Origin of the sequence: Natrinema sp. CGMCC1.2065 (genome assembly GCF_051225675.1) — an archaeon.
GTDB classification, from domain to species: domain Archaea; phylum Halobacteriota; class Halobacteria; order Halobacteriales; family Natrialbaceae; genus Natrinema; species Natrinema thermotolerans.
Window position 1 is genome coordinate 48,288 of record NZ_JBPJSJ010000015.1, and the last position, 24,468, is coordinate 72,755.

A 24,468-nucleotide genomic window follows, 5' to 3' on the forward strand; every position below is an offset into this window, starting at 1 on the left:
GTCGTTGCCACCGCTCGGGCTTTCAAAACACCTATGGATCACCGACCTGGGATTTTCGATATGACTCTGGACGATCGGACCGTTCTCGTCACCGGCGGGGCGGGATTCATCGGCTCGAACCTGGCGAACCACCTCGCCGCGGACAACGACGTGACCGTCGTCGACGACCAGTATCTGGGCACGCCGGAGAACCTCGACGAGGACGTCGACTTCGTCGACGCGAGCGTCCTCGAGGACGACCTGCCGACGGACGTCGACGTCGTCTTCCACCTCGCGGCGCTGTCATCCTATGCGATGCACGAGGAGGACCCGACCACGGGCGCTCGCGTGAACGTCGAGGGCTTCGTCAACGTGGTCGAACAGGCCAGACAGGACGGCTGTGACACGGTGGTCTACGCCTCGACCTCGTCGATTTACGGGAGCCGGACCGAGCCCTCGCCCGAGGACATGGACGTGGGCGTCGACACCGGCTACGAGGCCTCGAAGCTCGCCCGCGAGCGCTACGGCGAGTACTTTGCGAACCACTACGACATGTCGATGGCCGGCATGCGCTTCTTCTCGGTGTATCAGGGCTACGGCGGCGCGGAGGAACATAAGGGCGAGTACGCCAACGTGATCGCGCAGTTCGCCGACGACATCGCCAACGGCGAGTCACCGGTACTGTACGGCGACGGCACCCAGACGCGGGACTTCACCCACGTCTCCGACGTCGTCCGCGGACTCGAGGGGGCCGCAGCGGCCGAACTCGACGGGATCTACAACCTCGGGACCGGTGAGGCCTACGACTTCGAGACGGTCGTCGAGATGATCAACGACGAACTCGGCACCGCGGTGGAGCCCGAATACGTCGAGAACCCCATTCCGGAGGACGTCTACGTCCACGACACTTGCGCGGACATTTCGAAGATCCGTGAGGCGATCGGCTGGGAGCCCGAGATCGACTTCGAGGAGGGGATCCGGCGCGTCTGTGCGCAGTACGCCGAGGACTGAGCCCAGCTCGTTCACAGGCCCTGCAGTTCGCTTTCGGCCAGTGGGTACGGTCCGCCACAGGCTGTCGCCGCGGCGTCTCGTAGCCCGGACGGCCTACCGTAGACTCCGCACTCGAGCGAGTCGCCGACACAGCGCGGACACGGCTCGCCCTCGAGCCGCGACAGTAGCCCGGGCAGAGACGCGACGTCGTGTATGTGGACGACCTATCGGTTCGACGGACGCTTTAGATATCGTGTGGTATTCGGCCAGAATATTCAAGGACGGCCGGGTTGGCGTTCGAAACTGTGGGGGAGGACATGGAAGAGAACACGGAAGCGGAGACGAGACACTGTCACCACTGCGGTACCGAACGGGAAGTCCAAATCACAGTCCCCTGGCAGGACGACCTCTGTACGCACTGTGGGCGGGCCGTCGACGACCAGGGCTAGTCGGGCACTGATCGGGCGGCGCTGACGGCGGGTCGTGGTGAGTCGGTACTCGCCCTCGAGGACCCGCCGTCGCGTCCGCACTGCCTTTACCGTCGCCGACCGAGTAGGGAGAGTCATCGCCGGGCAGACAGTCGACGCGGACCGGTTACCCGTCCCGGCGATCGGGAGCGACGCTCTCGTCGTCGGAGGCGGACTCGAGGGCGTCGTCCGCGGCTCCGGGGGCCGGCCCGCGATAGGCCGTCGCGAGCGATCCGCGACCGACGATCGTCGCGGGATCGTCCGGGAGCGACGCCAGCGGCGAGCCGAACAGTTCGAGGTCGACGCGCTCGGCCTCGGCACGGATTTCTCGGAGCCGCCGCGTCGCCGCCCGTCGCGTCTCGGACTCGAGGTCCAGGCCCGTCTCGTCGGTCGCCCGAACGTCCGCGAGGACGCTCCGTGCCAGTCGGTCGATCGCCGCGAGCCGTTCACGGACCGAGCGATCGGTATCGGCTCGAGCGGTCGGTGTCGATGCGTCCGATCGGTCGGGAGCTTCATGATCCCGTGACTCGTCGTTCGTCATGCTTCCGTGGGGCGTACGGGAGCTACTCGCGGACTCGGTGGACCAAGCACCGGTCCGCTATTTCCGAACCCTGAGCGCCGCGTCCGTACTTCTGCTCCCGTATCTTGCACTGTCGACTGCCACGTACTTATTTCTTAGCGTATATGCGCTATTTATAGATACAATATGGGCCAAAATATCGGCGAACCAAATCAAGTTAATGCCCATCAGTGGGACAACAGCGGCGAATGCGCCCCCGGCCGGAGTGGATGTCACTGAAGGATGGTCTCATTCTCGAGTTCCTCGAGGAATACGATCTGGAACTCCCGGCAAAGCCGCTCTACCGGAATCTGAATCGCCACGGGCACGAGATCGGCTATTCGACCGTTCGCCAGCGGCTCGGTGAGCTCGAGGCCCACGGGTTGATCGAGAAAGTCGACGACGCCGGATACTACCAGGTGAGTCAGAGGGGGAAAGCGTATCTCGAGGGCGACCTCGACGTGAGCGAACTCGAGGACGACTAACCGATCGCTCGAGTCTCTGCGTCTTTCGGTCCGAGACGGACCACGACATCGAATCGGTGATCTCTTCGTGAGAAATCTGACCGGACGCTGAAGGGGCTCGCCGTGGTAGCCGCGGTATGGCCAGTACCGAAACGTGTCCGAACTGCGGCGAATCGGACGTCTGGCTTGAGGAGCGGGCCCGCTTCGTTGAGTACGGCTGTAAGCTCTGTGATCACGTCTGGAAACAAGAGAAGGAAAGGTAGTCACTACGCCAGTGGGTGGGTCGACCAGTCGCAGGTCGGCCGCACGACCCTGCTTGTCGCTGCTAGCAGACCGACGCTGATCGCGCACCGAAGTCACGGAGTGACGGGCGGTTACGGCGTTTCAGGGGCCGTTGCCGGCAGACAGGCGTCGCTACAGTAGTGATACCGAAAGACATCACCGCCGTCGCGCACCCGCCAGGTCATCACCAGTCACCTCGGCGGCCACTTCCAATGTCACGAGATTAATGCTGCCATTTTCGTTCCACGGTGTGCCGATCGCCAGGAACCTGATGTCGGAGTCGGGAACAGCGTCGTAGGAGGTCGTTGCCGCAAGGCGATCCCAACATGTGTTGCAAGAAGTTCGTCTAACTCCGACTCAGTAATTGGGGCCCGGCCATCATTGAGCGGCGTGACGATCTCCTCGTCGATATCGATCACCGTCACTTCATGGTCAAACTCAGTGAAATAGGCTGTGATCGTAATCCCCATGTAGCCGGTACCGATCTCCGTAATACGTACTAACTTACATAGGTAGTTTTATGTAAATGCCTTTCTGATTAATCTTCATCCTAGAGGTGTTATTTCGGCGGAAACCCAACCCCAATTCGGCCAGAAAATCTATGTGGCATCCATATTCATGTAAACGATGATGAAGGCAGTCGTACTTGCGGCGGGGGAGGGGACACGGCTCCGACCACTAACAGAAGACAAACCTAAAGGGATGGTTGAGGTCAATGACAAACCGATTCTCACACACTGTTTCGATAATCTCGTCGAACTCGGAGCGGAGGAGTTTATCGTGGTTGTCGGCTACCTGAAAGAAGAGATTATCGACCATTACGGTGACGAATATCGTGGTGTGCCGATCACATACGCTCATCAGCGCGAGCAGAAAGGTCTCGCCCACGCGTTGTTGACCGTTGAAGAGCATATCGACGATGACTTCATGCTGATCCTGGGCGACAACGTCTTCGATGCGAACCTCGAGGACGTCGTCCGTCGCCAGCAGGAAGACCGCACGGACGCGGCGTTCCTCGTCGAAGAAGTCCCCTGGGATGAAGCCTCGCGGTACGGCGTCTGTGACACCAACAAGTACGGTGAGATCACGGATGTGGTCGAGAAGCCCGAGGACCCACCGTCGAACCTCGTGATGACCGGGTTTTATACGTTTACGTCGGCGATTTTTCCCGCTTGCCACCTAGTGCAGCCCTCGAACCGGGGAGAGTACGAGATCAGCGAGGCGATCGACCTGCTAATCCAGAGCGGGCGAACGATCGATGCAATCGGCCTCGACGGCTGGCGGGTCGACGTCGGCTACCCCGAGGATCGCGACGAGGCTGAGCGACGCCTACAAGAAGATGAGGAGAAGCCAGTGGCTACAGCGGCCTCGAACGATTAACTGTCGTTCGGTGAAGAGTACACAAAGTTAATACGGTACGGATCACCAGTCCTCGGATAATGAAAATAAATGTCGTGGGGAGCGGTTACGTCGGAACGACGCTGGCTGCCTGCCTCGCTGACCTCGGTCACGAAGTGACGGCGGTTGATATTGACGAGGACGTAGTCAACACCATAGAACACGGGAGGGCACCGATCCACGAACCCGGATTAAGTGACCTAGTCGCCGAACACACTGGCGAGAACCTAACGGCGACTACTTCGTACGAGAACGTCGCCGACGCTGACGTGACATTTCTGGCGATCCAGACGCCGTCGCAGGAAGACGGGAGTATCGATATCTCCCCACTCGCCGCGGCAGCGGAGATGACCGGCGAGGCGCTCGCCGATGTCGAGGACGACCACCTGATCATCGTCAAGAGCACGATCACACCGCCGAGCATCGAGGAGATCCGATCGACAGTCGCCGACAGCGCGGGCGACGCCGCCGACCGCGTCGAAGTCGCGACGAATCCCGAATTCCTCCGGGAGGGTACTGCCGTCGAAGACTTCCTGCAGCCCGAAAAGGTCGTATTCGGGACCGAATCGGAGTGGGCGACCCGGCGGCTCGAGGAAGTGTTCCAGCCGCTACTGGCCGATCACGATACCCATGTCGTCCGGACCAACCCGGAGACGGCGACGATGATCAAGTACGCGAACAACGCCTTCCTCGCGTCGAAGATCTCGCTCGTCAACGACCTCGGAAATATTTGCAAGGAGTTCGGGATCGACGCCTACGAAGTCGCCGACGCGATCGGGCTGGACGACCGCATCGGCGAGCAGTTCTTGCGCTCGGGCGTCGGCTGGGGCGGCTCGTGTTTCCCGAAAGACGTCGCCGCGATTGTCGCCGCCGCACGGGAGGCAGGCTACGATCCTGCCATGCTGGCGGCGGGTATCGAGGTCAACGATCGACAGCCTGAGCGCATGCTGGCGCTGCTGGACAAGCACGTTGACGTTGAAGGGGAACGTGTTGCGGTGCTCGGATTGGCGTTCAAGCCGGGCACCGACGACACGCGCAACTCGCGGGCGATCCCCGTGATCGAGGGGCTCCAGGAACGAGGTGCCGAGGTCGTCGGATACGACCCCATCGCTACCGAGAATATGCGAGATCGATTCCCGGAAATCGAGTACGCGGACTCGGCCATAGCGGCTTTGGAAGGAGCCGCGGGTGCACTGGTCGTCACCGACTGGGACGAGTTCACGGCGCTCGACGAGAAGTTCGACACAATGGCGACTCCGGTTGTCGTCGACGGCCGCCGGATCGTTGAACGCCGCGAGGGCATCGACTATGACGGACTGACCTGGTAAAGCGGCGCCTCTGAAGGGACTTCAGGGGGCACGACCAAACGAAAAACCCATCACACCTAGGTTTCACCATTCGTAGTAATGTCAACGGAGCTCGGACGGGAGCCGGATGTTTTCGAGACTGTCCGCTCGGTTCTGTGCAACCACCCGGATGACGAAGCGACGATCGGAAACGCACTTTCGGTTTACACCGAGAGCGAGACTAGGGCGTTCGAGGAGGGTGCCGCGGACTCGAGTGCGTTCGGAGAACTCGAGTACTCGATCAAGAAAAATACGGTTAGGGTCGGTCTGAGAGTCGTTTTCGAAGGCGGACGAATCGAGAAATGAGAATCGACCGGGACAGCACAGGGCTTATGTCGATCGCTGCGAGGACACAACTACGATGAAAACGGGGTGGCGGTACCGGTTGCTGAGTATCATTGGCGTATGTGCGATTACTGCGGCGGCAGTTCTCGTAGCGAACCACCGTATCCCTCAGTACCTATTCACGACGTACGTCCCCGTCTTCAATCGCCTCCCCGTAACCGTTTATACCGGCGAAAAATTCGTACAGATACTGAGCTTGAGTATTGGGTTCACGGTCGTCACCCTCCTCCCGCTGTACAAACCACGTCCGCGCCGGCACATAGACACGGTGACGCTCGTACAGAAGCGTACGCTCGTCGCCGGTCTCGCCCTCGCAACGCTAGGGTACTTCAACCGGTCACACAGCCTCCCTCGGGCGACGCTAGTTATGGCCACTGGGATTCTAATGGTAGCGCTCCCCCTCTGGTTCGTGCTAGTACGGCGAGCGCCATCGACAGATCCTGATCGGGTACTTATCGTCGGCGACGATATCGATCAAATCCGGCGGATCCACGAAGAGGTATCGATGCCGTTTATCGGGTACCTCTGCCCGACGACTGTCAGTACCGTCGACTCCCGGGAACGGGTCACGGCTATCGTCGACGGTGGCGATCCGATAAGTAATCTCGAACGACTCGGCGGCCTCTCACGGCTCAACGATACGCTCGTCGAACGCGATGTCGATACGGTCGTTCTCGCGTTCCAGCAGTCGGATCGCGAGGAGTTTTTCGGGGCACTCAATATCTGCTCCGAGCACGGCGTCGCCACGAAGGTCCATTACGAGTACGCCGACAGCGTCCTCACGTCCGAGTCATCCTCGAGGCCGCTAATCGACGTGGAGATCGAACCCTGGGATCTCCAGGACTACCTAGTGAAGCGCGGCTTCGACATCACGTTCGCGGTGACCGGGTTGATCGTGTTCGCGCCGTTGATCGCCTGTATCGCGGTGTTGATCAAACTTGACAGCGACGGCCCGGTGCTGTATCGGCAGAAGCGAACGGCGGGGCTCGGCGGTCGGCTCACCGTGTTCAAGTTCCGTACGATGTATCCGGAGGGCGAGTCATCAGTCCCGATCGAAGACGAGGAAAACGACCGCATCACGCGCGTCGGGCGCATGCTTCGGAAGACTCATCTCGACGAGTTACCGCAGCTCTGGCTGATCCTCGTCGGAAAGATGAGCACCGTAGGGCCCCGTCCCGTGTGGACCGACGAGGAGGCGTTACTTGAGGACGAGACCGAGGTCTGGCGGAAGCGCTGGTTCGTAAAGCCCGGGTTGACCGGTCTTGCCCAGATCCGCGGCGCAGGGAGCACGACGCCTGAAGCCAAACTACGATCGGATCTGGAGTACATTCGCCGGCAGTCGTTCCTCCTCGACTGCTACATACTCTTCAAGCAGATCTGGCTGGTCGTGCTCGACGTCGCATCTTACTGAATGGCCGCGCAATCGAGGGACCGATCATCGGGACACGGACTCGACGTGCGCGGTGAGCTTCGACCGCATTGCGGGTGAAGATACGAGAAACATGCCGTAAGTAGCTGCACCAGCCGCGATTACGGCGACCAGTTGGGGAACGGTGTGGATCGTGAGACGCGAGGAGATGGGAAACAGGACGGCGAACATACCGAGCGCAGAGAGCGTACACCAGCCCAGTGCCTTGCGATCGACGCGGAGCGTCAGGAACTTATTGAGGTACATAACATGCAGGTACGCGCTGATCGTAGCGGCGATCAGCGTCGCCACGGCCGCGCCCGGGAGTCCGAATGCCCAGACTAGCGACACGTTCAACAGCAGGTTAACCACGATACCCACCAGCGTCGCCCTCGCCGCGAGATCCGGGTGATCGATCGCCTGCAAGGAACGTCCCATGACCATGTGGAGCGCCTGAACTACCTTTTCCAACAGCAGGACGACGAGTACGAGCCAGGCGACGCCGAACTCGGGGCCGAAGGTGATCTGCAAAATCTCGCGGGAAAAAAGGACGGCACCGAAGAACGCGGGTATCACGAGGGACACCGCGGCGGTCGTCGCGTCCGGGATAACGGTCTCGATCTTGTCCGCGGCATCCTCCGCGTCCCACCTGCTCACCTGCGGGAAGATCGTAGTCGCAGTGGCTTCGCTCAACAGGACGACGACCGCGCTGATCCGCCAGGCGACTTCGTAGGCGCCGACGTGGAACTGAGAGAGGAAGACACCGATCACTAGAACGTCCATCCAGTTGTAGAACAGGCTCCCGATGGACGAGACCGAGTTGTATTTGGCGTAGCCGAGGAGACTGCGGGCGTGCGCTCTCGTCGGGCGTCCGATCGTCGCTCCGTTCCGGTACCAGGCCCAGACTAGGAGGACGAGCATGCCGACGAGCAGTCCGTAAACGAGAGCGCGCACGTCGTACCCCAGCACCAGCAGTCCGCCACCGACGAGCAGCCAACTCACCTTCTGGGCCAACTCGAGTACGGCCGTCTGGCCGACCTTGAGTTCTCCCTTGAGTACACTCAGGGCCAAGCGTGCGAGTTCTTGAATGACCAGAGCGACGACGAGCAGTCCGACGATGTCGGCACCGAGATACGCCGCGACCCGGTCGCGTGTCAGTACGAGTAGCACCACGACGAGACCGACCGGAACTGCTTTCAGGACGAGTGCCGTACCGAACACGGCATCGGGCAACGTCCCCTCGCTGATTCGTTTCTCGACAGCACCCCTCAGCCCGAAGTCGGCGGGAACAGTGAGTACGCCGAGCAGCGCGACGAACAGAAAATAGCTGCCGACCTGCGACGCCCCGAGCGCTCTGGCGAAGAGTGTGATTCCGATGAACGAGATCGCGGCGTTGGCGACGTTCGCCGAGAAGAGTTTGAGAGTGGCCTTGGCGAGATTCATGGAACAGATCGCCGCCGGTGTGTCCGACGGTTTCGGGAGCCCGAAATACGGTATCCAGATAGCGGACCTGCCATTAAAAACCGTACCGTTTTCTGCGTCGGAGGCTCGGTCACGGTTCGGAGCGAATCCGACGCACCGGCCGCGGAGGGGTCATCGACAATAGTAACACCTATATTTCGACTCGGGCAAACACGCCGTGATGGCTATAACGGCGGATCGGACCACGATGACGTACTTTGCCGCTGACTGCCATGGCTGACATCGCGGTTTTCCACCCGGATCTCACCTCCCGCGGTGGTGGAGAGGCCGTCTGCATGAACATCCTTGATACACTCGAGGAAGATCACACCGTGACGCTGTACACGATCGTCTCCCCCGATTTCGACGGTCTGAACGAGTACTACAGGACCAACGTCTCGGACGTAGGAGTTGATCACTTCGGACCCGTCGGCAGTGCGCTAGCGACGGCAGGCGCCGTCGCCGCGGAGTACGCGGACGTAACGTTTGGCCGCCTGCAGAGTTCTATCCTGAATCGGTATCTCGACGGACGCGACCACGATCTCATTTTCAGCACGTACAACGAGTTCAGCTTCGACTCTCCGGCGATCCAGTACATCCATTTCCCGAACTTCGGAGTGTCCAGAAACAGCCGCGTATACCGGGTGTACGATCGGATCTGCGACGTTATCGATGGGTTCGACAAGTCTCAGATCTGTGAGAGTACGCTGCTCGCCAACTCAGAGTGGACAGCGGGGGTCGTCGAAGACGTGTACGACGTTCGGCCGGACGTGGTGTACCCGCCGGTCGACACTGCGGGGTTCGAGGGAGCGCCCTGGAGCGACCGAGAGGCGGGGTTCGTCTCTATCGGCCGCGTCGAACCGAGCAAACACGTCCTTAGGAATATCGAGATAGTATCGCGACTCCACCAGCGCGGTCACGACGTTCACATTCATCACATAGGACCGGTCGCACACGACGGCTACGCTCAGAAGGTCAGCGAGGCGGCCGACCAACGAGAGTTCGTCCAACTCGAGGGCGCGCTTCCACGCCGCGAACTCGTCGATCTCGTCTGCTCGCACCGGTACGGCCTTCACGGGAAAAAGGAGGAGCACTTTGGGATGGCCGTCGCAGAACTCGCGGCGGGAGGAACGCTCCCGTTCGTCCACGACAGCGGCGGGCAGCGCGAGATCGTCGACCGACGACGAGAGTTGCTCTACCAGGATGTCGACACGGCGGTCGAAACGCTCGACCGCGTCCTTGGCGATCCAGCACGTCAGGAACGTTTGCGGGAAGCGCTCCCTGACGTCGAAGCGCTGTATGGACGGACCCGATTTCGCGAGTCGATCCGCGACACGGTCGACAGAGTGCTCGAGTCGTGATCGACCAGACGACCGTTCTGCAGGTGAGCAAGTATTACCCTCCTGCTGTCGGCGGCATTGAGCAGGTCGTTCGAGCGCTCGCGGAAGGCCTCACCGCAGACGTACGGGTTCTAGCGGCGGCAGAGCGCCGGATCGGACGTAGCGAGCAAGTAAATGGGGTCCGGGTAGCCCGTGCCGGACGGATCAGCACCGTGAAATCAGTCCCGATCGCCCCGACGTTCCCGGTTCGGCTCGGCGCGATGAGCCGTCGCGCGGACCTCGTCCACTACCACCTGCCGAATCCGCTGGCAGTGGCGTCTCACTTTGCGGCAGGGACCACACGGGGGCCGCTGGTGGCGACGTATCATAGCGACATCGTCCGACAGCAGACTGCCTTCCGGATCTACAGACCGGTACTCGAGCGCTTTCTCAACGAGTTAGACGCGATCATCGTCACGTTTCCTGCGATGGTCGAACACTCGGAGCGCCTTCGACCGTACGCCGAGAAATGTACGGTCGTCCCCCTCTCCGTGGACCTGGACGAGTTTGGAGGGCAGGCGCCGTCGGTTGGCCTTCCGGTTACGGACCGACAGACGGTCCTCTTCGTTGGGAGACTCACCTACTACAAGGGCGTCAGGTACCTCGTCGAGGCGATGGTCGATCTCGACGCGGACCTCTTGGTCGTGGGGGATGGGGAACGGCGCGACGAACTCGAGCGCCACGCCCACCGACTGGGGGTAACGGACAGAGTACGGTTCCTCGGACGGGTCTCAGACGAGACGTTGCACGCCTGTTACGACGCCGCCGACGTGTTCGTTCTCCCGTCGATCGCCGAGAGCGAAGCCTTCGGAGTCGTCCAACTCGAAGCGATGGCATACAGGACGCCGGTAGTCAACACGAACCTCCCCACGGGCGTGCCGTGGGTCAGTCAAGACGGTGAAACGGGTACGACGGTTCCGCCCGAAGATCCGGAAGCGCTGGCCGCCGCTATCGAGGAGCTACTGGAAAACCGGTCGCTTCGTCGCCGCTACGGAGATCAAGCCTACGAACGGGTAAAAACGGCGTTCTCTCGAGAGCGGATGATCGAGAGAACGGAAGACGTCTACGCCCGTTTACTTCGAGGGTAGAGGGTGTTATCTGTCTTGGTACCAGTCCAAGAATCGGCGCATTCCCTCTTCCAAGTCGACCTGCGGCGCCCAGTCGAGTTCTTCTCGTGCCCGGGAGATGTCTGAGACGTACACCTTCTGGTCGCCCTCTCTCCAGTCGTCGAACGTGATATCCGACCGGTTCCCGGTCGTCGACTCCAGCAGGTCGAGGAACTCGAGTAAGCTAGTTGTCTTCTCGGACCCGCCGCCCATGTTATAGACCGCCGACTTCCCTTCCGGATCGGAGAGGAACGCGTCGTAGGCCCGCACGAGGTCCTCGACGTAGAGGATGTCTCTGACCTGCTTTCCATCGCCGAATATGGTCAGCGGTTCGTCACGTAACGTGCTGATCGCGAAGTGGGCGACCCAGCCTTGGTCCTCGTTTCCAAACTGTCGAGGACCGTAGATGCAACTCATGCGGAACGCCGCCGCGTCCACAACATCCCGGGCGGCATAGTCTTGGACGTAAAGATCTGCGGCGAGTTTCGAGACACCATATGGTGTGTGTTCGCAGCTGTCTATGGAGAGGGACTCCGGGATTCCGTCCTGGTATTCGGGGCTGTCGTACCAGTATCGGTCTCCACGTTCCTCAACTGGGATGTCGTTCACGTTGTCTCCGTAGACTTTGTTCGTAGAAGCGACGACCACGGCGGGGTCGCTCTCGGCTTTTCTGGCGGCTTCGAGAACGTTCAACGTCCCTTCGGCGTTCACTTCGAAGTCCGTCCGGGGATCGGTGAGCGAAGACGTCACAGCTACTTGTCCCGCGGTGTGGACGACGCCGTCGTGTCCTTCGACGATGTCTTCGACGAGATCGGCGTCCCGCACGTCGCCCTCCACGATCTCAATCTCGGGGTACTCGTCCCGTAGGAACTGCAGGTTGTAGGAAGACGTATCACGGTCTTCGTCGGCCGTTTCCAGCGTATCGGTTCTGCTGAGGTTATCAAGAACAGTGACATCCGCACCTTTATTGCGATAGTACGTGGCGGCGTGACTACCCACGAAACCGGCACCGCCGGTTACCAGAACCTTGTCAAGACGAGTCATCAGCGGCTTCTTATCCTACTACTGCAATAAGCCTTCTCGTCTGGACAATTAAGACATCTCTAATCGTCGCGGACTAGTGGTCTACGGTACTGATCGCAGAACGAATGGCATACGACCTGATAGTGAGGAGGTATCCGGTCCAGTAAGGTAACACTTATAATGAAGGCAGTGACTTAATCACTACGTAAGGCACGCGTGCTCTGCGATATCAGAGACGACCGCTGCCGTTAGCAACACTGGTTATACATGAGTTCTGGTGACAAAGTCCCTCACGCGATCGTTACAGGCGGTGCAGGATTCCTCGGGAGTCATCTGGTGGACGAACTCCGCGAAGACGGGTACAGAGTAACGGTAATAGACCACTTCGGCAGCGGTCGCTCTGCGAACCTCCACGGCCACAGAAACGACCCGCTGGTAGACATTGTTGACTACGATATCCGTAATCCCCTGCCTGACTTCGACCGCGTAGATCAGATCTATCACCTCGCGTCTCGTGCGAGCCCCGCCGACTTCGAATCGCACGCAGTGGAGATCGCTCTTACGAACAGCATGGGGACCAGAAACGTGTTCGACCTCGCCCGGAGACACGACGCGAGGACGATCTTGGCTTCGACGAGCGAAGTGTACGGAGACCCGGAAGAGAACCCTCAGAAGGAGACGTACAACGGGAACGTGAACGTTCGCGGTCCGCGAGCGCCCTATGACGAAAGCAAGCGATTCGCGGAAGCGCTAGCGGTTGCGTACCGACAGCAACACAGCACTGATATCCGCACGGTTCGTATCTTCAACACGTACGGACCCCGCATGCGATCCGATGACGGCCGAGTCATCCCGAACTTCCTCTCGCAGGCTCTAAACGACCGGGATCTCACGGTGTACGGAGACGGGAGCCAGACGAGGTCCTTCTGCTACGTCGCAGATCTAATAGACGGAATCCGGACGTTTGGCGAGCTACCTCCCTCGGAGGGCTCGGGAGCCGTCGTCAATCTCGGTAGCACCCACGAGATAACGATCATGGAACTGGCCGAGACGGTGTTAGAGATGACCGACAGCGATGTCGGAATCACGTACGAGCCGCTCCCAACTGACGATCCCCAAGTCCGGCGACCAGACATCTCCAAGGCAAAGGATCTGCTCGGCTGGGAGGCCACTACGGATCTCGAGACCGGCCTACGAAAGACGCTCTCCCACTGGGAAACGGAGGCGGACGCCGAACCCGGTCGGCGAAAGGCGATCGAATCGCTGGAGGATTAGATCCCCCAGTATCGATGTCGTATCAGGACATACCGATCCGCCGATTCGTCCAGTTTTGCTTCGTTGGACTGAGCGGTGTCTTCGTGAACGTCAGCCTGTTGTACGTAGCGATCGAGATCGCCGGGATACACTACCTACTCTCCTCGGCCATAGCGATCGAAATTTCAATCATCTCTAACTTCCTGCTGAACGAGATCTGGACGTTCGAGGAGAAAGTCACGGAGGACGAAAACCGGTTGCGAAGGATGGTGAAGTTCAACCTGGCGTACACAGGAGGAATGGCCATAAATATCGCGGTTCTGGGCGTATTGACCGAGTACGCGGGTGTATACTACATGCTCGCAAACCTCGCAGGTATCGGTCTCGCGACTTTCTGGAACTACGGATTCAGCGAACGGTTCGTATGGAGTTCTGGAACATAGACGTTGGCAGAGCAGAACAAATATATACACGTAGTATCTGGGTACCTCATAATGCATATTACCGCAGTTATTCCTGCCTATAATGAACGAGACAATATAGAGGAACTCACGAGACGTCTAGATCCCGTATTGGCCGAACACGTGGACGAGTACTCGCTCCACTACGTCTACCAGGGAACCGACGGGGGCGCAGAGCGGATCAAAGAACTCTCCGACGAGTACCCGAACATCTCCGTTGATCACTATCCGGATCCCCTTGGTGTCGGTAAAGCGTACCAGGTCGGGCTCCACTCAATTTCCGACGAGACGACCCATGTGCTGACAATGGACGCCGACCTTAACCACCGGCCCGAGGAGTTAGACCGGCTCTTCAATGCCCGGGGTGACGGTGACGTCGTCATCGGTTCGCGCTTCGTTGAAGGGGGCAACTTCGACGACCTTCACTCGTGGCGGAAGCTCGCTAGCCCCTTTGCCGCGAAAGTGGTATCCGGTCTGTTCGGAGTCGACGCGAACGACGTGAGCTCGGGATATAGACTCTACGATGCGGAAGTCATCAGGGAGATACGGGATAATCTCACCTTCCAGAACTTCGAGTTTTATCCGGAAGCGCTGGTCAGGGCGACCCGAGCCGGTTTTTCGGTTACGGAAGTTCCGATCACCTATGACCCGCGAAAACACGGTGAAAGCAAGATGGACGAGTTTGGGACCGCCCTTGGATACGTGAAGTTGCTGTACGCGCTGAACTTCAGTCGTGAGTGAGACTAAATATAATGGACTGGGACCACACATCTAGCGCCTTTAGCCGAATGTCGGACCGGCTCCCAGCTCGGCGAGTCAGTGTCCCCCTGAATCTCGTACTTTTTGTTGGGGTAGTGCTCCGGTACCTGAACACACACCACTGGTTTAGCTACTTCAATGACTACGACGAGGGAGCGTGGGCCCTCGCAGCGCGGTTCCTTGCTGAAGGCCACGTGCCGTACAGAGAGTTTGTACTGGTTCACCCGCCGTTCCACACCACCGTTCTCGGGGCCGTCTACGCCGTGTTCGGGTACGACTTTTTTATGGGGAGATATCTCTCGATCGCCCTCTCGGCAGTGGCAATCGTACTGGCCTATGGCGTGGGCCGACGAGTCGGCGCGGAGAGTACGGGGCTGTTCGCTGCCAGCCTCGTCGCAGTCGCTCCGAACTTGGTATACTTCGGACGGCGCATCGTCCAAGAGCCGCTGGGACTCGTACTAGTGTTCGGCGCGCTATACGTCGTACTGGGAACCGACTTGGAACAACCGGATCGAAAACCGGTGTTTCTCGCAGGCGGACTTCTGGGACTAGCCGTCGCCACGAAGTACGTATTCATTCCGGCCGCCTTCGGCGTTTTCGCCGCATTACTGCTGGTAAACATAGATGAAAAGTGGTGGGACAGCGCCCGTATCATCGGCCAATTCAAAACGTGGTACTGGTACGGGATGTTGGTGCTGCTGTCGTGGGTCGCGGTCCTGTTTCTCAGCGGCGGCTTCGGCCTCAGTCTCCCGATCCCGATTATTGATCCCCTCTTCCTAGAGACGGCGGACATGCTGTCGTTCGCCGTTGTATTTTTGTTGCCGGTAGCAGTACTCGCGCTGGCGGCCTTCAAGACTGACAACCTGCAGCGCGGGGCGAGAACAGCGGTCACCGCCGCTAGGGCCAGTCCGCCCTGGATTTTAGCCGCCGGGGGCGTCACGTCGTTCCTCCTAGCCGCGGGGCCGTTCATCTTGCTGGCTCCACAAGAGTTCCTGAATCAGACGCTCCGTTATCACATAGGACGTTCAGGAACGCAGTTCCCCTCGCTGCTCGCGCTGGTACGTCTCACGATGTCGAATATAATCCATCTAAAGTCGACCTCACTATACTCTCTCCCGGTGATCGCATCAATGCCGATCGCACTGTACGGGATCCGGCGCGCTCACACGCCTGCCGAGCGGTTCCTTTCAGTGGCTATCCTCGGAGTTATCGTAATGTGCCAGCCTCTATTCTACCTACAGCGGTACTACGTCGCCGTGTATCCGTTCCTCATCGTCCTAGTGGCGGCGTTTGTCTCGGCAACGACGCTTCCCACCCCACAGTTCTCCGAGACCTTGTCCTCACTCCGTCGTCGACTGTTCTCCAACCGGGACAAGTCAACGCTTGTCGCCGTTTTGATTGTACTCGTGCTGCTGGTATCCTCTTTGCCAATTCCGTTCTACTACCTCGGCTACGATATCCAGAACACCATCTCGGACGACAACCCGGAAAAGGTGTACGACCAGACCATTGAGTACGTAGAGAGCCACGACGCTGATCTGGCGTACGCTACCAGCCCCACGATACTGGCGCTCTCCGAGGAGACACAGAGCGTTGCCCAATTCGATAGTTACGCGTACATGTTCCTGATGCCAAAAGAGGAGAGGAAGGCGGCAGAGGAGATCCTGCAGCAGAACCCTGACTACGTTATGACCGACCCGTGGATCCGCTCTTGGGGGCCAGGGCGGGAGGCGGAAGTAAATGCGTTCAAGCAGAATCTCACGGGTAACGCAGAGCTAGTGCACGTGATTGGTACCGAAGCGGAGAATGTTAGAATATATAAGCCCACAGATACCCCTCCAGTAGTAAGAAACGGCGGCCTCGTCACCGTCGGAAGCGACGGACCACCCGTAGACTGGAGACACATCCGGTTGCAGAGCGAGGGCGACGACGTCAGCCTGTCTACCGTCAACTCTGGAGAACAGTCGGCGCTCGAATTATCCGTCACGCAGGATGGGCGCAGCGGCGGTAGCGAACAGGACTGGGCACACACGGGCATTGAACAGACGATTTCGTATCCCGATCGTACGCTCTCTGCGTGCGTGCTAACGAAGAACGGAACCACATCCGCGCACGACACGTCTGTCCGAAAAGGTATACAGTTCACTGACGAGAAAGGGAATCGACTTGTCTTCACGGTTTCTCCGAACACCACCAAAACCATGGTATACGATGAATCAGAGCAGGCGCGCTTCGTCTTCCTCCCCGTAGACGACGGATCATGGAGCAAGGTAAAGCTAGATGTCAGCAAGTACTGGCGAACGAAGTGGCAAACCCCAAAAAATGTAAGGGCAGAGGCTTTCGTCGCCGCCCACCGCTCCAGTCCGGGAACCTACTCACTGCGCGTGGACTCAATCGGGACAAACACTGAGTGTCAAACCTCCTGAGCCACCGTATTCGATGGTTCTGAGGAGCGACTGAGAGACAAGTCTCGACGGTGGAAGAGAGACGAACACTTCGCTGACGATTACTGTGTCCGTCAAGTCTGGCCGTCTTCGGTCACCCCAGTTCGAATACCTCGCTCGTCTGCTAGAGGAGCGCAGTTAGCACGAGCCGCCTGCAGATCGCCGCGATGACGTGAACACCGCTAAGACCGTCTTTCCGGCCTTGATGGCGAGTGACGGCCGAACTACCCCCTCGAGAGTAGTACCGGCGAGTACGAGAAACGCAAGAAGTCCCTCGTGCTCGAGTTCTGACCGAAGTCCACCGGGGGCGAAACGAGCGAATAAGACCGATGTCAGTTTTCCCTGTCAAGTGTCACTGCCGTCCCGTTTTCGACGTCTGCCTCGGTGACCGACACTTGGCGCTCGCCGACCGAATATCCTCCAGCATAAGGAACCGTCACCGTGGCTCGGCCGTTCTCCGCAACCGTCACCGTCCGCTCGTACGTGAACGATTCGTCTGAGACGGATACCTCGGTACTCACAGTTACGTTCTCACCCGGGTTCCCGGATGCATTGATCGTTGCGCCGGGCACCACTGCGAACGCCCCCACCTCATCGGCGATATATACCGCTTGGTAGTGGGAAACCGCCTCGGTATTGGATCCGCCGGCGCCCCAGTTTTCGAGCAGGCGGGCCTGCGCGCTAGTAGCCGGACGTTCCCCGTCGGTCGCCGTCACGACGATGTAGCCGACCCGGCTGTCGAACCGGTCGTACCAGCTGTCGGGATCAGATGCCGACTGAAACGCACCGTAGTTGTCTTGCGCGTAGCTGTAACTGTTGGCTTCTCCACTGACGAGATAGTTGTACATCCGGTTGTCGCCCCACTCGCTCAGCACGTAGGTTTCGGGATACGTGCGGTCCGCCGCCGCGGCGTGGTCGTCGATCGCGCTTGCAGCTTCGACCTGTGCCTCGCTATGGGTCACGTCCGCCGTCAGTCCAGGGACGTAGATGAGGCTCAGCCCGAAGACGAGCAGGCCAATCCCGATCACGTACCCGACTGCACGGCCGTCGGGGAGCGAAATCGATGGCTCGAGTGCCTGGCCACCGTCCGCAGCAACGATCCCCCGCTCCCGAGACCCCCTAGTTGAACCGGACTCTCGATCCCGGAACGGAACCGGTGTGCGCGCCAGATCGACGACCGAAAGCAGGTGGACGATCCCCAGCCCGGTCAGGACGGCAAGCGGAATCGCGAGTTGGCCGGCGAATCGCACCTGAACACCCGCCAACACGAGCAGATAGCTCGCGTAGGTGCCAATGAGCAGCCATCCGGGTTCGTACTCACGGGTAACGGTCCATGCCACCCAGCCCAGTACTGCCAGCGCGACGTAGAACCCCATACCGAGCTGGTACAACGGCCCGAAGATCACGAAGTACTCCGCGGCGAACAGCGAGGCCGTCTCCGTCGCGCCACCGCGGAAAAAGAGATCGGTGGCCCGTGTCGCCGCGGTGGCCCACGCCGCAGGACGGAGGATCCGAAACCCGACGAGCCCGCCGATCGCGACGACCGCTTCGAGGGCGATCAACCCTCGCGATCGGGCTTCGAGCCGCCGCCAGAGTTCCCCCAGCGCAGTTACGGCAACCGCCCCCCCGAACACCAGTATGGGTGTGGCCGCGACGAACGATGCGTGCCACCCCCACTGGGAGTGGACGGCGAGCGAGAGGCTACTGCCGACGAACAGTCCACCGAGGAGCGGCAGGTTTGCACGCACTGGTGAGAGCCCCGCTCGAACGTCGAGTGCCACGCGTGACCCAACGTATGCCGCAAGTGGAATCAGCAGTAATGGTGAGCCCCCCCACGTGTGGGTTCCAGCCGCAACCGAGAGGCCGAAAATGATAGTGATAGCCCACGTTGGCGGTGATCGGAGATGCTCTCGAACGGCTGTCTCCTGATCGGTGCTACGCTCGAGTCGCCGCTGCAGATCGACGGCGAGCCACGTGAGCGTCACCAGCGTGATTCCGAGCCAGAAATACTGGTGGGCGTTGTGATCGAGGAAGCCAAGCCCCGTATACACCGCGTGGATCGGCGTCACCGCGAAGACGAGAACCGATGTGATCCCGACCCGGACGTCTCGCGTCAGCAGAACGGCAAGCGTGTAGAGGACGAGCGCGAGCGCGACGGACGCAAGGACAGGTAGCCACGCTGCTACCGTCTCGGCTGCGCCTTGGCCGCCACCAAGCAACTCGGTGAGGAACCAGTTCGTAACATGTGACAGCGGCCGCCGGCCGGCCGCCTCGGGTGGCAGGTCAACGAACACACCGTAGTCCGCCGGTCCCGCACTCGCCGCCAGCAACTTCTCCATCCAATACCGGAAGTAGTACGGGTCATTTCCCGGTGATACGACATAGCCCTGCTGGAACACTGATCGAACCGCCGTCAGCCGAGCCGCGGCCACGACCAGTAGGGCCCCCAACAGTGCCGTCAGGGTCCGGGGGTCGACGGCGTCCCAGAACCGATTAAGGCCAACTTCAAACCCGCTGCTGGTCGCTCTAGTCTCCGGCTCGGGGTCCTCGCCTGTCAGAGCGGCCTCGACAACCGTCGGCTCCGCGACCCGATATGCGTCGTGGGCCTGTGTGACGATCCCTCTCGAAACCAGCTCCCCGAAGGTACCAGAGTCCAGATCCACATCGTCGAAGGTCCACCTCTCGTGATTGGAATCGACTGCGAGGACGGCCTCGAGCGCGCGCTCCCCGTCATCACGATCCTCAAGAAACGACGCGGTCGCCTCCGCGATTCTATCCACGTCGCCGTCAGTAGACATTATTCTGCAAGTGCGTGTACGGGGCTATCATGTTTTCGTTCCCGATGAACGACAGCGAGTTACCAGAGTTGCGCGCCCGGCGTCCCACATTCGTCACAGAGCGCAGCCGTGTTTCCCTTGTAGCTGCCGCGCACGAGTTGTCCCTCCTCACAGAACGCACAGGCCTGTCCCTCGAGGTTCTCGAGAAGATGTTGCTCGCCCGTGGCCTGGTCTGGCAGTTGCATTATAGCCGAACCAACTCACGATCGTGTTATAGTCTTTTTGCGCAGGCAGACTAGTCGGCCGAGATCGTCCGTACCCAGATTCTGCAGGCGAGAGGGGACACTGTCAAAGTTAGTACCGCGCCTCAAGGTAAACAGGTTCTGTTCGTGACGGCGCCCATCATATCCGTTTGTGCAGACAGAGCGCCGACCGTGGGCCCGTCAGACGACGGTGACGACGCCCCCGCCGACGACCGCCAGCCCGCCGAGGCCGAAACAGACGAGCCAGAACGGGACGCGATCGACGACCCGCATGAGCGCATCGATCGTCAGGTAGCCGACGACGGCACTCACTCCGAGGGCCGCCAGCGCCGGGACCGGATCGATGCCTGGCAGGCCGCCGGCGCCCGCGATAGTGAGCGCGGCCGCCCCCAGGCTAGCGGGGATGGACAGCAGAAACGAGAGCCGGAACGCGGCCGGCGGATCGTAACTCCGAAAGAGCAGGGCACTCGTCGTCACGCCCGACCGCGAGATCCCGGGGAGGATCGCGACGCCCTGCACGGCCCCGACGAGCACTGAGTCCGAGAGCGTCGGCGCGTCGCGGATCCCTATCGAGACGGACTCCGACACCAGTTGGAGGGCGCCGGTCAGTACCAGCAGGACGCCGATCGCGGCGATGAAGACGCCGCCAGTGAGCCGGTCGGCGAGGTCGACCGCGAAGACGTAGAGGGGAATCCCGACGAGGCCGGTCATCGCCGTCGCGACGACGACGTACGACGGGATCGCGTTCGCCCCGTCGTAGGCGGCGGCGGGCCGCCAGCCGGGAACCGCCCTGACGGCCGCCGCGATCTCCGCGCAGTAGTACATCGTGGCCGACAGCGTCGTCCCGACCTGCATGAACAGCGCCAACTGGACCGCAACGCCGGGATCAGTCCCTACCAGTGTCAGAAACAACGCGAGATTGCCCTGGCTCGAGACGGGCAGCCACTCGACGATCCCCTGGACGATCCCGGCGAGGATCGCCACGATTAAATTGACCCGACTCACTGCTGATACCGGGCTCCTGCGACTACTTAAATTGTCTGAACGTCTCTCTCGTCAAGTGGACGGATAAGATCTGCTATCACTGGGCAGGCCACTACAGAAATCATTCCACTGTCACGCACTTAGCGAGGTTTCGGGGCTTGTCAATCGACCGGCCGAGCCGGTTTGCAAGCCAGTAGGACACCAGTTGTAACTGGGTGGCTGCGAGGACTGAGCCAGTGAAATCATCGGTGGTTGGAATCTCGAGGACGTAGTCGGTATACCGCGTTACGTCTGATCCCCCATCGGTGACTGCCACAATCGGTGCCTCTCGCGCTGCAACTTCCGCGACGTTGCCGATCGTTTTCCGAGCGCCCTCGCCGTCGCCGGTGACGACGGCGAACACCGGCGTGTCCTCGGTCACAAGCGCGAGCGGGCCGTGTTTCAGTTCGCCGGCGGCAAACCCCTCGGCGTGGCGGTAGGTGATCTCTTTCATTTTGAGCGCGCCCTCGAGCGCGACCGGATAGTGGTAGCCACGGCCGATGAAGAAGAAGCCGTCGGCGTCGACGAATTCCTCGGCGACCGCTCTGGCGTCGCTCGTATCGAGAACGGTCTGGACCTGCCCCGGAATGTCCCGAAGCGCCTCGAGGGCCGTTCGATTCGAGCTGTCGACGAGTTTCGCTGCCAACAGAGCGAGCGTGAGCTGCTGGCTCGCGAAGGTCTTCGTCGCGGCGACGCCGATCTCGGGCCCGGCCCGGATGTAGAGTGCGTGGTCGCACTCGCGGGCGGCGGAGCTCCCGACCGTGTTAGTCACCGCCAGCGTCGTTGCACCGGTGCGAGCAGCCTCCCGTAATGCGCGGAGCGTGTCGGCGGTCTCGCCGCTCTGGGTAACGCCGACGACGAGCGTCTCCGCGTCGACGGGAATACGATCCGTCGTGTACTCGCTGGCGAGGAACGCCTGGGCAGCCATGCCGTTCCGGCGGAGCCGTTCCGCGCCGAACAGCGCCGCGTGATACGACGTGCCGCAGGCAACGAACTGAACCGGGCCGTCGTGGTCGAGTCCGTTGATATCCTCGAGCGTCACTGTTCCCTCGAGGTCGTCGATGCGGCCGCGGAGACACTGACGCAGGGCCGTCGGCTGCTCGTGGATCTCCTTGAGCATGTAGTGGTCGTAGCCGCTTTTCTCGGCGTCTTCGGGATCCCATGCGACCGTTTCCGTCGGACGGTCCACAGGATTTCCCGCGGAATCGGTGACGACGGCCCCATCTGCGGTCAGCCGTACGACATCGCCGTTCTCGAGGTAGCAGACGCGGTCCGTATGTTCGATGAACGCGGGAACGTCGCTCGCGAGGTAGGTTCCAGTCTCGCCGAAGCCAACGACGAGCGGGGAATCCTGGCGGGCCGCGTACACCGTTTCAGAGCCCTCGAAAACGGCAGCGATCGCGTAACTCCCCTCGAGTTGGTCGATCGCTCGTCGGAACGCCGCTTCCGGACTCACACCGCGGTCGAGATACCGTCTGATCAGATGTGGGACGACTTCGGTATCGGTCTCGCTCCGAAAGACAACACCTGCCTCCGCGAGGTCGTCGCGCAGGCGCTGGTAGTTCTCGATGATACCGTTGTGGACGACGGCGACTCGCCCCGCCTCGTCGGTATGGGGGTGTGCGTTGACGTCCGACGGCGCACCGTGGGTACTCCAGCGCGTGTGCCCGATGCCCGTCAGTGAGCCCGCGAGGTCGCCACGCGGGACGATCCCCTCGAGTGCCGCGAGTTCCCCCTGGGCCTTGTGGACTGCCAGCGACGGCGTCGGGACGGCGAGGCCGGCGGAGTCGTAGCCGCGATACTCCAAACTCGACAGCCCATCGAGAACGACATCGACGGCAGCAGCGCCTCCAGTCGTGCCGACGTAACCGACGATACCGCACATCTCACTGGACCTCCGTCCCGCCGTCGATCACGCCTGCCACGCGCGTCCCGGCCGCGAGGTCCGCATTGGGGCCGACAACCGTCCCCGGTGCGTAGGTGACGCCGCCGCCGTCGCGAACCCGATCGGCGATCACGGCCCCCAGCGGTTCGTCCTCGTGGATGGAGCTGCCGACGCGAACGTCACCGGGTCCGCCGACGACGGTCGAACCGGCACCGATTCGGACGCGACGACCGGTCACACAGTCGACGAGGGTCGCGTTCGCACCGATCCGGGAGTCGATATCGACGACGCTTCTCTCGACGACGGCGTTGGCCGCGACCGTCACGTTCTCGCCGAGGGCGACGTTCGGTCCGACGACGGCACCGGGACCGACGACGCAGTCGGGCGCGATCACGAGCGGTTCGATAAGCGTCGCCGACTCGTGGACCTGCGCGTTCGACGAGACGCGACTCTCGACGCCGTCGTCGCTCTCGAAGAGCGTCGCCGTCACGTCGAGGAGATCCCACGGATACGTCGCGTCGATCCAGATCCCGTCGGACACGGTTCCACGGACGGCCTCGTCGGCGGCGATCGCGTTCGTGATCCCGTCGACGAGCGAGTACTCATTGAGGTGCGGTTCCGGGCCGCGGAGATAGTCGAACAGTGTCGGATCGATCGCATACACGCCCGCATTGAGGTGATAGGTCCGATCGTCACGTGGCCGTTCGACGATCTCCGAGACGTGTCCGTCATCATCGCGGATCACCCCGCCGTAGTCCTCGACGGCCGCGTCTCGAATGAGACCGAGCGTCGCGATCGCGTCGTTGTCGGCGTGGGCCTCTCGGACGTCCGTCACGATCCGTTGCGCAACGAGCTGATCGCCGTTAACGACCAGTCGCGGTTCCGAGATGTCGGCTTCGGCGGCCAACAGCGCGTGCCCGCTTCCGAGTTGCTTGTCCTGGACCACGTAGTCGAGCGCCGTGTCCCGATATGTCGACCCGAAGTGCGATTGCACGTGTGTCCTGCCGTACCCGACGACGACGGTGATCTCCGTGATCCCGGCATCGACGAGCGCGTCGAAGACGTGCTCGAGGATCGGTTTGGTCGCCGCAGGGAGCATCGGCTTCGGCCGATGTGTCGTCAGCGGCCGCAGCCGTTCCCCCTCCCCTGCGGCGAGAACCACTGCAGAACGGATACTCATGTCGGTACTGACAGTAGTGGGATAATATTATTCTTGTGGCTGACGTTCTGTCCTGCGATCCATTATCACACGGCTGAGACGCGCGATTAGTGAATCGGAACCGGCGTCACACCAACCCCCCTACAGCTACCGGAATACATGGCCCCCGGCCGTCACCGTCGTTCCGTCCGAGTGTGCCACCGAGGGTTTTTCCCGTGGGCCCCGTACGGACGGGA

At 61.0% G+C, this 24,468-nt stretch carries 23 protein-coding genes; 14 read left to right on the forward strand and 9 right to left on the reverse strand.

What is annotated here, in order from left to right:
• Positions 1–60: 60 nt before the first annotated feature.
• Together ACSBP4_RS14950 and ACSBP4_RS14955 are read left to right on the forward strand one after the other, a co-directional pair.
• On the forward strand, positions 61–990 hold the full coding sequence (locus ACSBP4_RS14950) for an NAD-dependent epimerase/dehydratase family protein (RefSeq protein WP_435552661.1): 930 nt from the start codon (positions 61–63) through the stop codon (positions 988–990).
• A 296-nt stretch (positions 991–1,286) separates the two neighbouring features.
• Entirely contained in the window at positions 1,287–1,418 is a 132-nt protein-coding gene (locus tag ACSBP4_RS14955; RefSeq protein ID WP_435552662.1) for a hypothetical protein, read from the forward strand.
• A 145-nt stretch (positions 1,419–1,563) separates the two neighbouring features.
• Here ACSBP4_RS14955 and ACSBP4_RS14960 read toward each other — a convergent pair whose 3' ends face one another.
• On the reverse strand, positions 1,564–1,977 hold the full coding sequence (locus ACSBP4_RS14960; protein ID WP_435552663.1) for a hypothetical protein: 414 nt from the start codon (positions 1,975–1,977) through the stop codon (positions 1,564–1,566).
• A 248-nt stretch (positions 1,978–2,225) separates the two neighbouring features.
• On the opposite strand from ACSBP4_RS14960, the gene ACSBP4_RS14965 reads away from it, so the two are divergent.
• Together ACSBP4_RS14965 and ACSBP4_RS14970 are read left to right on the forward strand one after the other, a co-directional pair.
• Entirely contained in the window at positions 2,226–2,480 is a 255-nt protein-coding gene (locus ACSBP4_RS14965) for a winged-helix domain-containing protein (RefSeq protein ID WP_435552664.1), read from the forward strand.
• A gap of 116 nt (positions 2,481–2,596) precedes the next feature.
• Positions 2,597–2,722 (forward strand): hypothetical protein, encoded by a 126-nt coding sequence (locus ACSBP4_RS14970; protein WP_435552665.1) that lies wholly within the window; start codon positions 2,597–2,599, stop codon positions 2,720–2,722.
• 234 nt (positions 2,723–2,956) lie between these two features.
• Here ACSBP4_RS14970 and ACSBP4_RS14975 read toward each other — a convergent pair whose 3' ends face one another.
• Positions 2,957–3,211 carry a hypothetical protein gene (locus ACSBP4_RS14975; RefSeq protein WP_435552666.1) on the reverse strand — a complete coding sequence of 85 codons (255 nt, stop codon included), beginning with the start codon at positions 3,209–3,211 and terminating at the stop codon, positions 2,957–2,959.
• 160 nt (positions 3,212–3,371) lie between these two features.
• Between ACSBP4_RS14975 and aglF the strand changes: the two genes are divergently transcribed.
• From aglF to ACSBP4_RS14995, 4 genes are all read left to right on the forward strand, one after another.
• The gene (gene aglF / locus ACSBP4_RS14980; RefSeq protein WP_435552709.1) at positions 3,372–4,121 is read left to right on the forward strand and encodes a UTP--glucose-1-phosphate uridylyltransferase AglF; all 750 of its coding nucleotides are present in this window, start codon (positions 3,372–3,374) and stop codon (positions 4,119–4,121) included.
• Between the two features lie 59 nt (positions 4,122–4,180).
• Positions 4,181–5,467: a UDP-glucose 6-dehydrogenase AglM gene (aglM, locus tag ACSBP4_RS14985; protein ID WP_435552667.1), complete on the forward strand. Its 1,287-nt coding sequence runs from the start codon at positions 4,181–4,183 to the stop codon at positions 5,465–5,467.
• A gap of 78 nt (positions 5,468–5,545) precedes the next feature.
• Positions 5,546–5,791, forward strand: a complete 246-nt coding sequence (locus tag ACSBP4_RS14990; protein WP_435552668.1) for a hypothetical protein — start codon at positions 5,546–5,548, stop codon at positions 5,789–5,791.
• A 55-nt stretch (positions 5,792–5,846) separates the two neighbouring features.
• Positions 5,847–7,241 (forward strand): sugar transferase, encoded by a 1,395-nt coding sequence (locus ACSBP4_RS14995; RefSeq protein ID WP_435552669.1) that lies wholly within the window; start codon positions 5,847–5,849, stop codon positions 7,239–7,241.
• 24 nt (positions 7,242–7,265) lie between these two features.
• Here the strand turns inward: ACSBP4_RS14995 and ACSBP4_RS15000 are convergent, their stop codons facing one another.
• Entirely contained in the window at positions 7,266–8,681 is a 1,416-nt protein-coding gene (locus ACSBP4_RS15000; protein ID WP_435552670.1) for an oligosaccharide flippase family protein, read from the reverse strand.
• 251 nt (positions 8,682–8,932) lie between these two features.
• Here ACSBP4_RS15000 and ACSBP4_RS15005 point away from each other — a divergent pair, with 251 nt between their 5' ends.
• Together ACSBP4_RS15005 and ACSBP4_RS15010 are read left to right on the forward strand one after the other, a co-directional pair.
• Positions 8,933–10,060, forward strand: a complete 1,128-nt coding sequence (locus tag ACSBP4_RS15005; protein ID WP_435552671.1) for a glycosyltransferase family 4 protein — start codon at positions 8,933–8,935, stop codon at positions 10,058–10,060.
• Positions 10,057–11,166, forward strand: a complete 1,110-nt coding sequence (locus ACSBP4_RS15010; protein ID WP_435552672.1) for a glycosyltransferase — start codon at positions 10,057–10,059, stop codon at positions 11,164–11,166. Before ACSBP4_RS15005 ends, ACSBP4_RS15010 begins: the two co-directional genes overlap by 4 nt.
• Before the next feature lie 6 nt (positions 11,167–11,172).
• Here the strand turns inward: ACSBP4_RS15010 and ACSBP4_RS15015 are convergent, their stop codons facing one another.
• Positions 11,173–12,228 carry an NAD-dependent epimerase/dehydratase family protein gene (locus ACSBP4_RS15015; RefSeq protein ID WP_435552673.1) on the reverse strand — a complete coding sequence of 352 codons (1,056 nt, stop codon included), beginning with the start codon at positions 12,226–12,228 and terminating at the stop codon, positions 11,173–11,175.
• 246 nt (positions 12,229–12,474) lie between these two features.
• Here ACSBP4_RS15015 and ACSBP4_RS15020 point away from each other — a divergent pair, with 246 nt between their 5' ends.
• The 4 genes from ACSBP4_RS15020 to ACSBP4_RS15035 are packed head-to-tail and all read left to right on the forward strand — an operon-like array spanning position 12,475 to position 17,107.
• On the forward strand, positions 12,475–13,482 hold the full coding sequence (locus ACSBP4_RS15020) for an NAD-dependent epimerase/dehydratase family protein (protein WP_435552674.1): 1,008 nt from the start codon (positions 12,475–12,477) through the stop codon (positions 13,480–13,482).
• Between the two features lie 14 nt (positions 13,483–13,496).
• On the forward strand, positions 13,497–13,904 hold the full coding sequence (locus ACSBP4_RS15025) for a GtrA family protein (protein WP_435552675.1): 408 nt from the start codon (positions 13,497–13,499) through the stop codon (positions 13,902–13,904).
• A 51-nt stretch (positions 13,905–13,955) separates the two neighbouring features.
• The gene (locus tag ACSBP4_RS15030) at positions 13,956–14,663 is read left to right on the forward strand and encodes a glycosyltransferase (RefSeq protein ID WP_435552676.1); all 708 of its coding nucleotides are present in this window, start codon (positions 13,956–13,958) and stop codon (positions 14,661–14,663) included.
• A gap of 11 nt (positions 14,664–14,674) precedes the next feature.
• Entirely contained in the window at positions 14,675–17,107 is a 2,433-nt protein-coding gene (locus ACSBP4_RS15035; RefSeq protein ID WP_435552677.1) for an ArnT family glycosyltransferase, read from the forward strand.
• Positions 17,108–17,457: 350 nt separating this feature from the next.
• On the opposite strand, the gene ACSBP4_RS15040 is transcribed toward ACSBP4_RS15035, so the two are convergent.
• From ACSBP4_RS15040 to ACSBP4_RS15060, 5 genes are all read right to left on the reverse strand, one after another.
• Positions 17,458–19,923: an MFS transporter gene (locus tag ACSBP4_RS15040; RefSeq protein WP_435552678.1), complete on the reverse strand. Its 2,466-nt coding sequence runs from the start codon at positions 19,921–19,923 to the stop codon at positions 17,458–17,460.
• A 59-nt stretch (positions 19,924–19,982) separates the two neighbouring features.
• Positions 19,983–20,147 (reverse strand): HVO_A0556 family zinc finger protein, encoded by a 165-nt coding sequence (locus ACSBP4_RS15045; RefSeq protein WP_435552679.1) that lies wholly within the window; start codon positions 20,145–20,147, stop codon positions 19,983–19,985.
• A gap of 198 nt (positions 20,148–20,345) precedes the next feature.
• Positions 20,346–21,170 carry an undecaprenyl-diphosphate phosphatase gene (locus ACSBP4_RS15050; protein WP_435552680.1) on the reverse strand — a complete coding sequence of 275 codons (825 nt, stop codon included), beginning with the start codon at positions 21,168–21,170 and terminating at the stop codon, positions 20,346–20,348.
• A gap of 100 nt (positions 21,171–21,270) precedes the next feature.
• Positions 21,271–23,073 (reverse strand): glutamine--fructose-6-phosphate transaminase (isomerizing), encoded by a 1,803-nt coding sequence (glmS, locus tag ACSBP4_RS15055; RefSeq protein ID WP_435552681.1) that lies wholly within the window; start codon positions 23,071–23,073, stop codon positions 21,271–21,273.
• A 1-nt stretch (position 23,074) separates the two neighbouring features.
• A complete protein-coding gene (locus ACSBP4_RS15060; protein ID WP_435552682.1) occupies positions 23,075–24,253 on the reverse strand; it encodes a sugar phosphate nucleotidyltransferase in 1,179 nt (392 codons plus the stop codon).
• Positions 24,254–24,468: the final 215 nt, after the last annotated feature.

What these genes read in the sequence shown, in the direction of transcription:
- ACSBP4_RS14950 (WP_435552661.1), top strand. Translation starts at nt 61, where the DNA reads ATGACTCTGGACGATCGGACCGTTCTCGTCACCGGCGGGGCGGGATTC.
- ACSBP4_RS14955 (WP_435552662.1), top strand. Translation starts at nt 1,287, where the DNA reads ATGGAAGAGAACACGGAAGCGGAGACGAGACACTGTCACCACTGCGGT.
- ACSBP4_RS14960 (WP_435552663.1), bottom strand. Translation starts at nt 1,977, where the DNA reads ATGACGAACGACGAGTCACGGGATCATGAAGCTCCCGACCGATCGGAC.
- ACSBP4_RS14965 (WP_435552664.1), top strand. Translation starts at nt 2,226, where the DNA reads ATGTCACTGAAGGATGGTCTCATTCTCGAGTTCCTCGAGGAATACGAT.
- ACSBP4_RS14970 (WP_435552665.1), top strand. Translation starts at nt 2,597, where the DNA reads ATGGCCAGTACCGAAACGTGTCCGAACTGCGGCGAATCGGACGTCTGG.
- ACSBP4_RS14975 (WP_435552666.1), bottom strand. Translation starts at nt 3,211, where the DNA reads ATGGGGATTACGATCACAGCCTATTTCACTGAGTTTGACCATGAAGTG.
- aglF (WP_435552709.1), top strand. Translation starts at nt 3,372, where the DNA reads ATGAAGGCAGTCGTACTTGCGGCGGGGGAGGGGACACGGCTCCGACCA.
- aglM (WP_435552667.1), top strand. Translation starts at nt 4,181, where the DNA reads ATGAAAATAAATGTCGTGGGGAGCGGTTACGTCGGAACGACGCTGGCT.
- ACSBP4_RS14990 (WP_435552668.1), top strand. Translation starts at nt 5,546, where the DNA reads ATGTCAACGGAGCTCGGACGGGAGCCGGATGTTTTCGAGACTGTCCGC.
- ACSBP4_RS14995 (WP_435552669.1), top strand. Translation starts at nt 5,847, where the DNA reads ATGAAAACGGGGTGGCGGTACCGGTTGCTGAGTATCATTGGCGTATGT.
- ACSBP4_RS15000 (WP_435552670.1), bottom strand. Translation starts at nt 8,681, where the DNA reads ATGAATCTCGCCAAGGCCACTCTCAAACTCTTCTCGGCGAACGTCGCC.
- ACSBP4_RS15005 (WP_435552671.1), top strand. Translation starts at nt 8,933, where the DNA reads ATGGCTGACATCGCGGTTTTCCACCCGGATCTCACCTCCCGCGGTGGT.
- ACSBP4_RS15015 (WP_435552673.1), bottom strand. Translation starts at nt 12,228, where the DNA reads ATGACTCGTCTTGACAAGGTTCTGGTAACCGGCGGTGCCGGTTTCGTG.
- ACSBP4_RS15020 (WP_435552674.1), top strand. Translation starts at nt 12,475, where the DNA reads ATGAGTTCTGGTGACAAAGTCCCTCACGCGATCGTTACAGGCGGTGCA.
- ACSBP4_RS15025 (WP_435552675.1), top strand. Translation starts at nt 13,497, where the DNA reads ATGTCGTATCAGGACATACCGATCCGCCGATTCGTCCAGTTTTGCTTC.
- ACSBP4_RS15030 (WP_435552676.1), top strand. Translation starts at nt 13,956, where the DNA reads ATGCATATTACCGCAGTTATTCCTGCCTATAATGAACGAGACAATATA.
- ACSBP4_RS15035 (WP_435552677.1), top strand. Translation starts at nt 14,675, where the DNA reads ATGGACTGGGACCACACATCTAGCGCCTTTAGCCGAATGTCGGACCGG.
- ACSBP4_RS15040 (WP_435552678.1), bottom strand. Translation starts at nt 19,923, where the DNA reads ATGTCTACTGACGGCGACGTGGATAGAATCGCGGAGGCGACCGCGTCG.
- ACSBP4_RS15045 (WP_435552679.1), bottom strand. Translation starts at nt 20,147, where the DNA reads ATGCAACTGCCAGACCAGGCCACGGGCGAGCAACATCTTCTCGAGAAC.
- glmS (WP_435552681.1), bottom strand. Translation starts at nt 23,073, where the DNA reads ATGTGCGGTATCGTCGGTTACGTCGGCACGACTGGAGGCGCTGCTGCC.
- ACSBP4_RS15060 (WP_435552682.1), bottom strand. Translation starts at nt 24,253, where the DNA reads ATGAGTATCCGTTCTGCAGTGGTTCTCGCCGCAGGGGAGGGGGAACGG.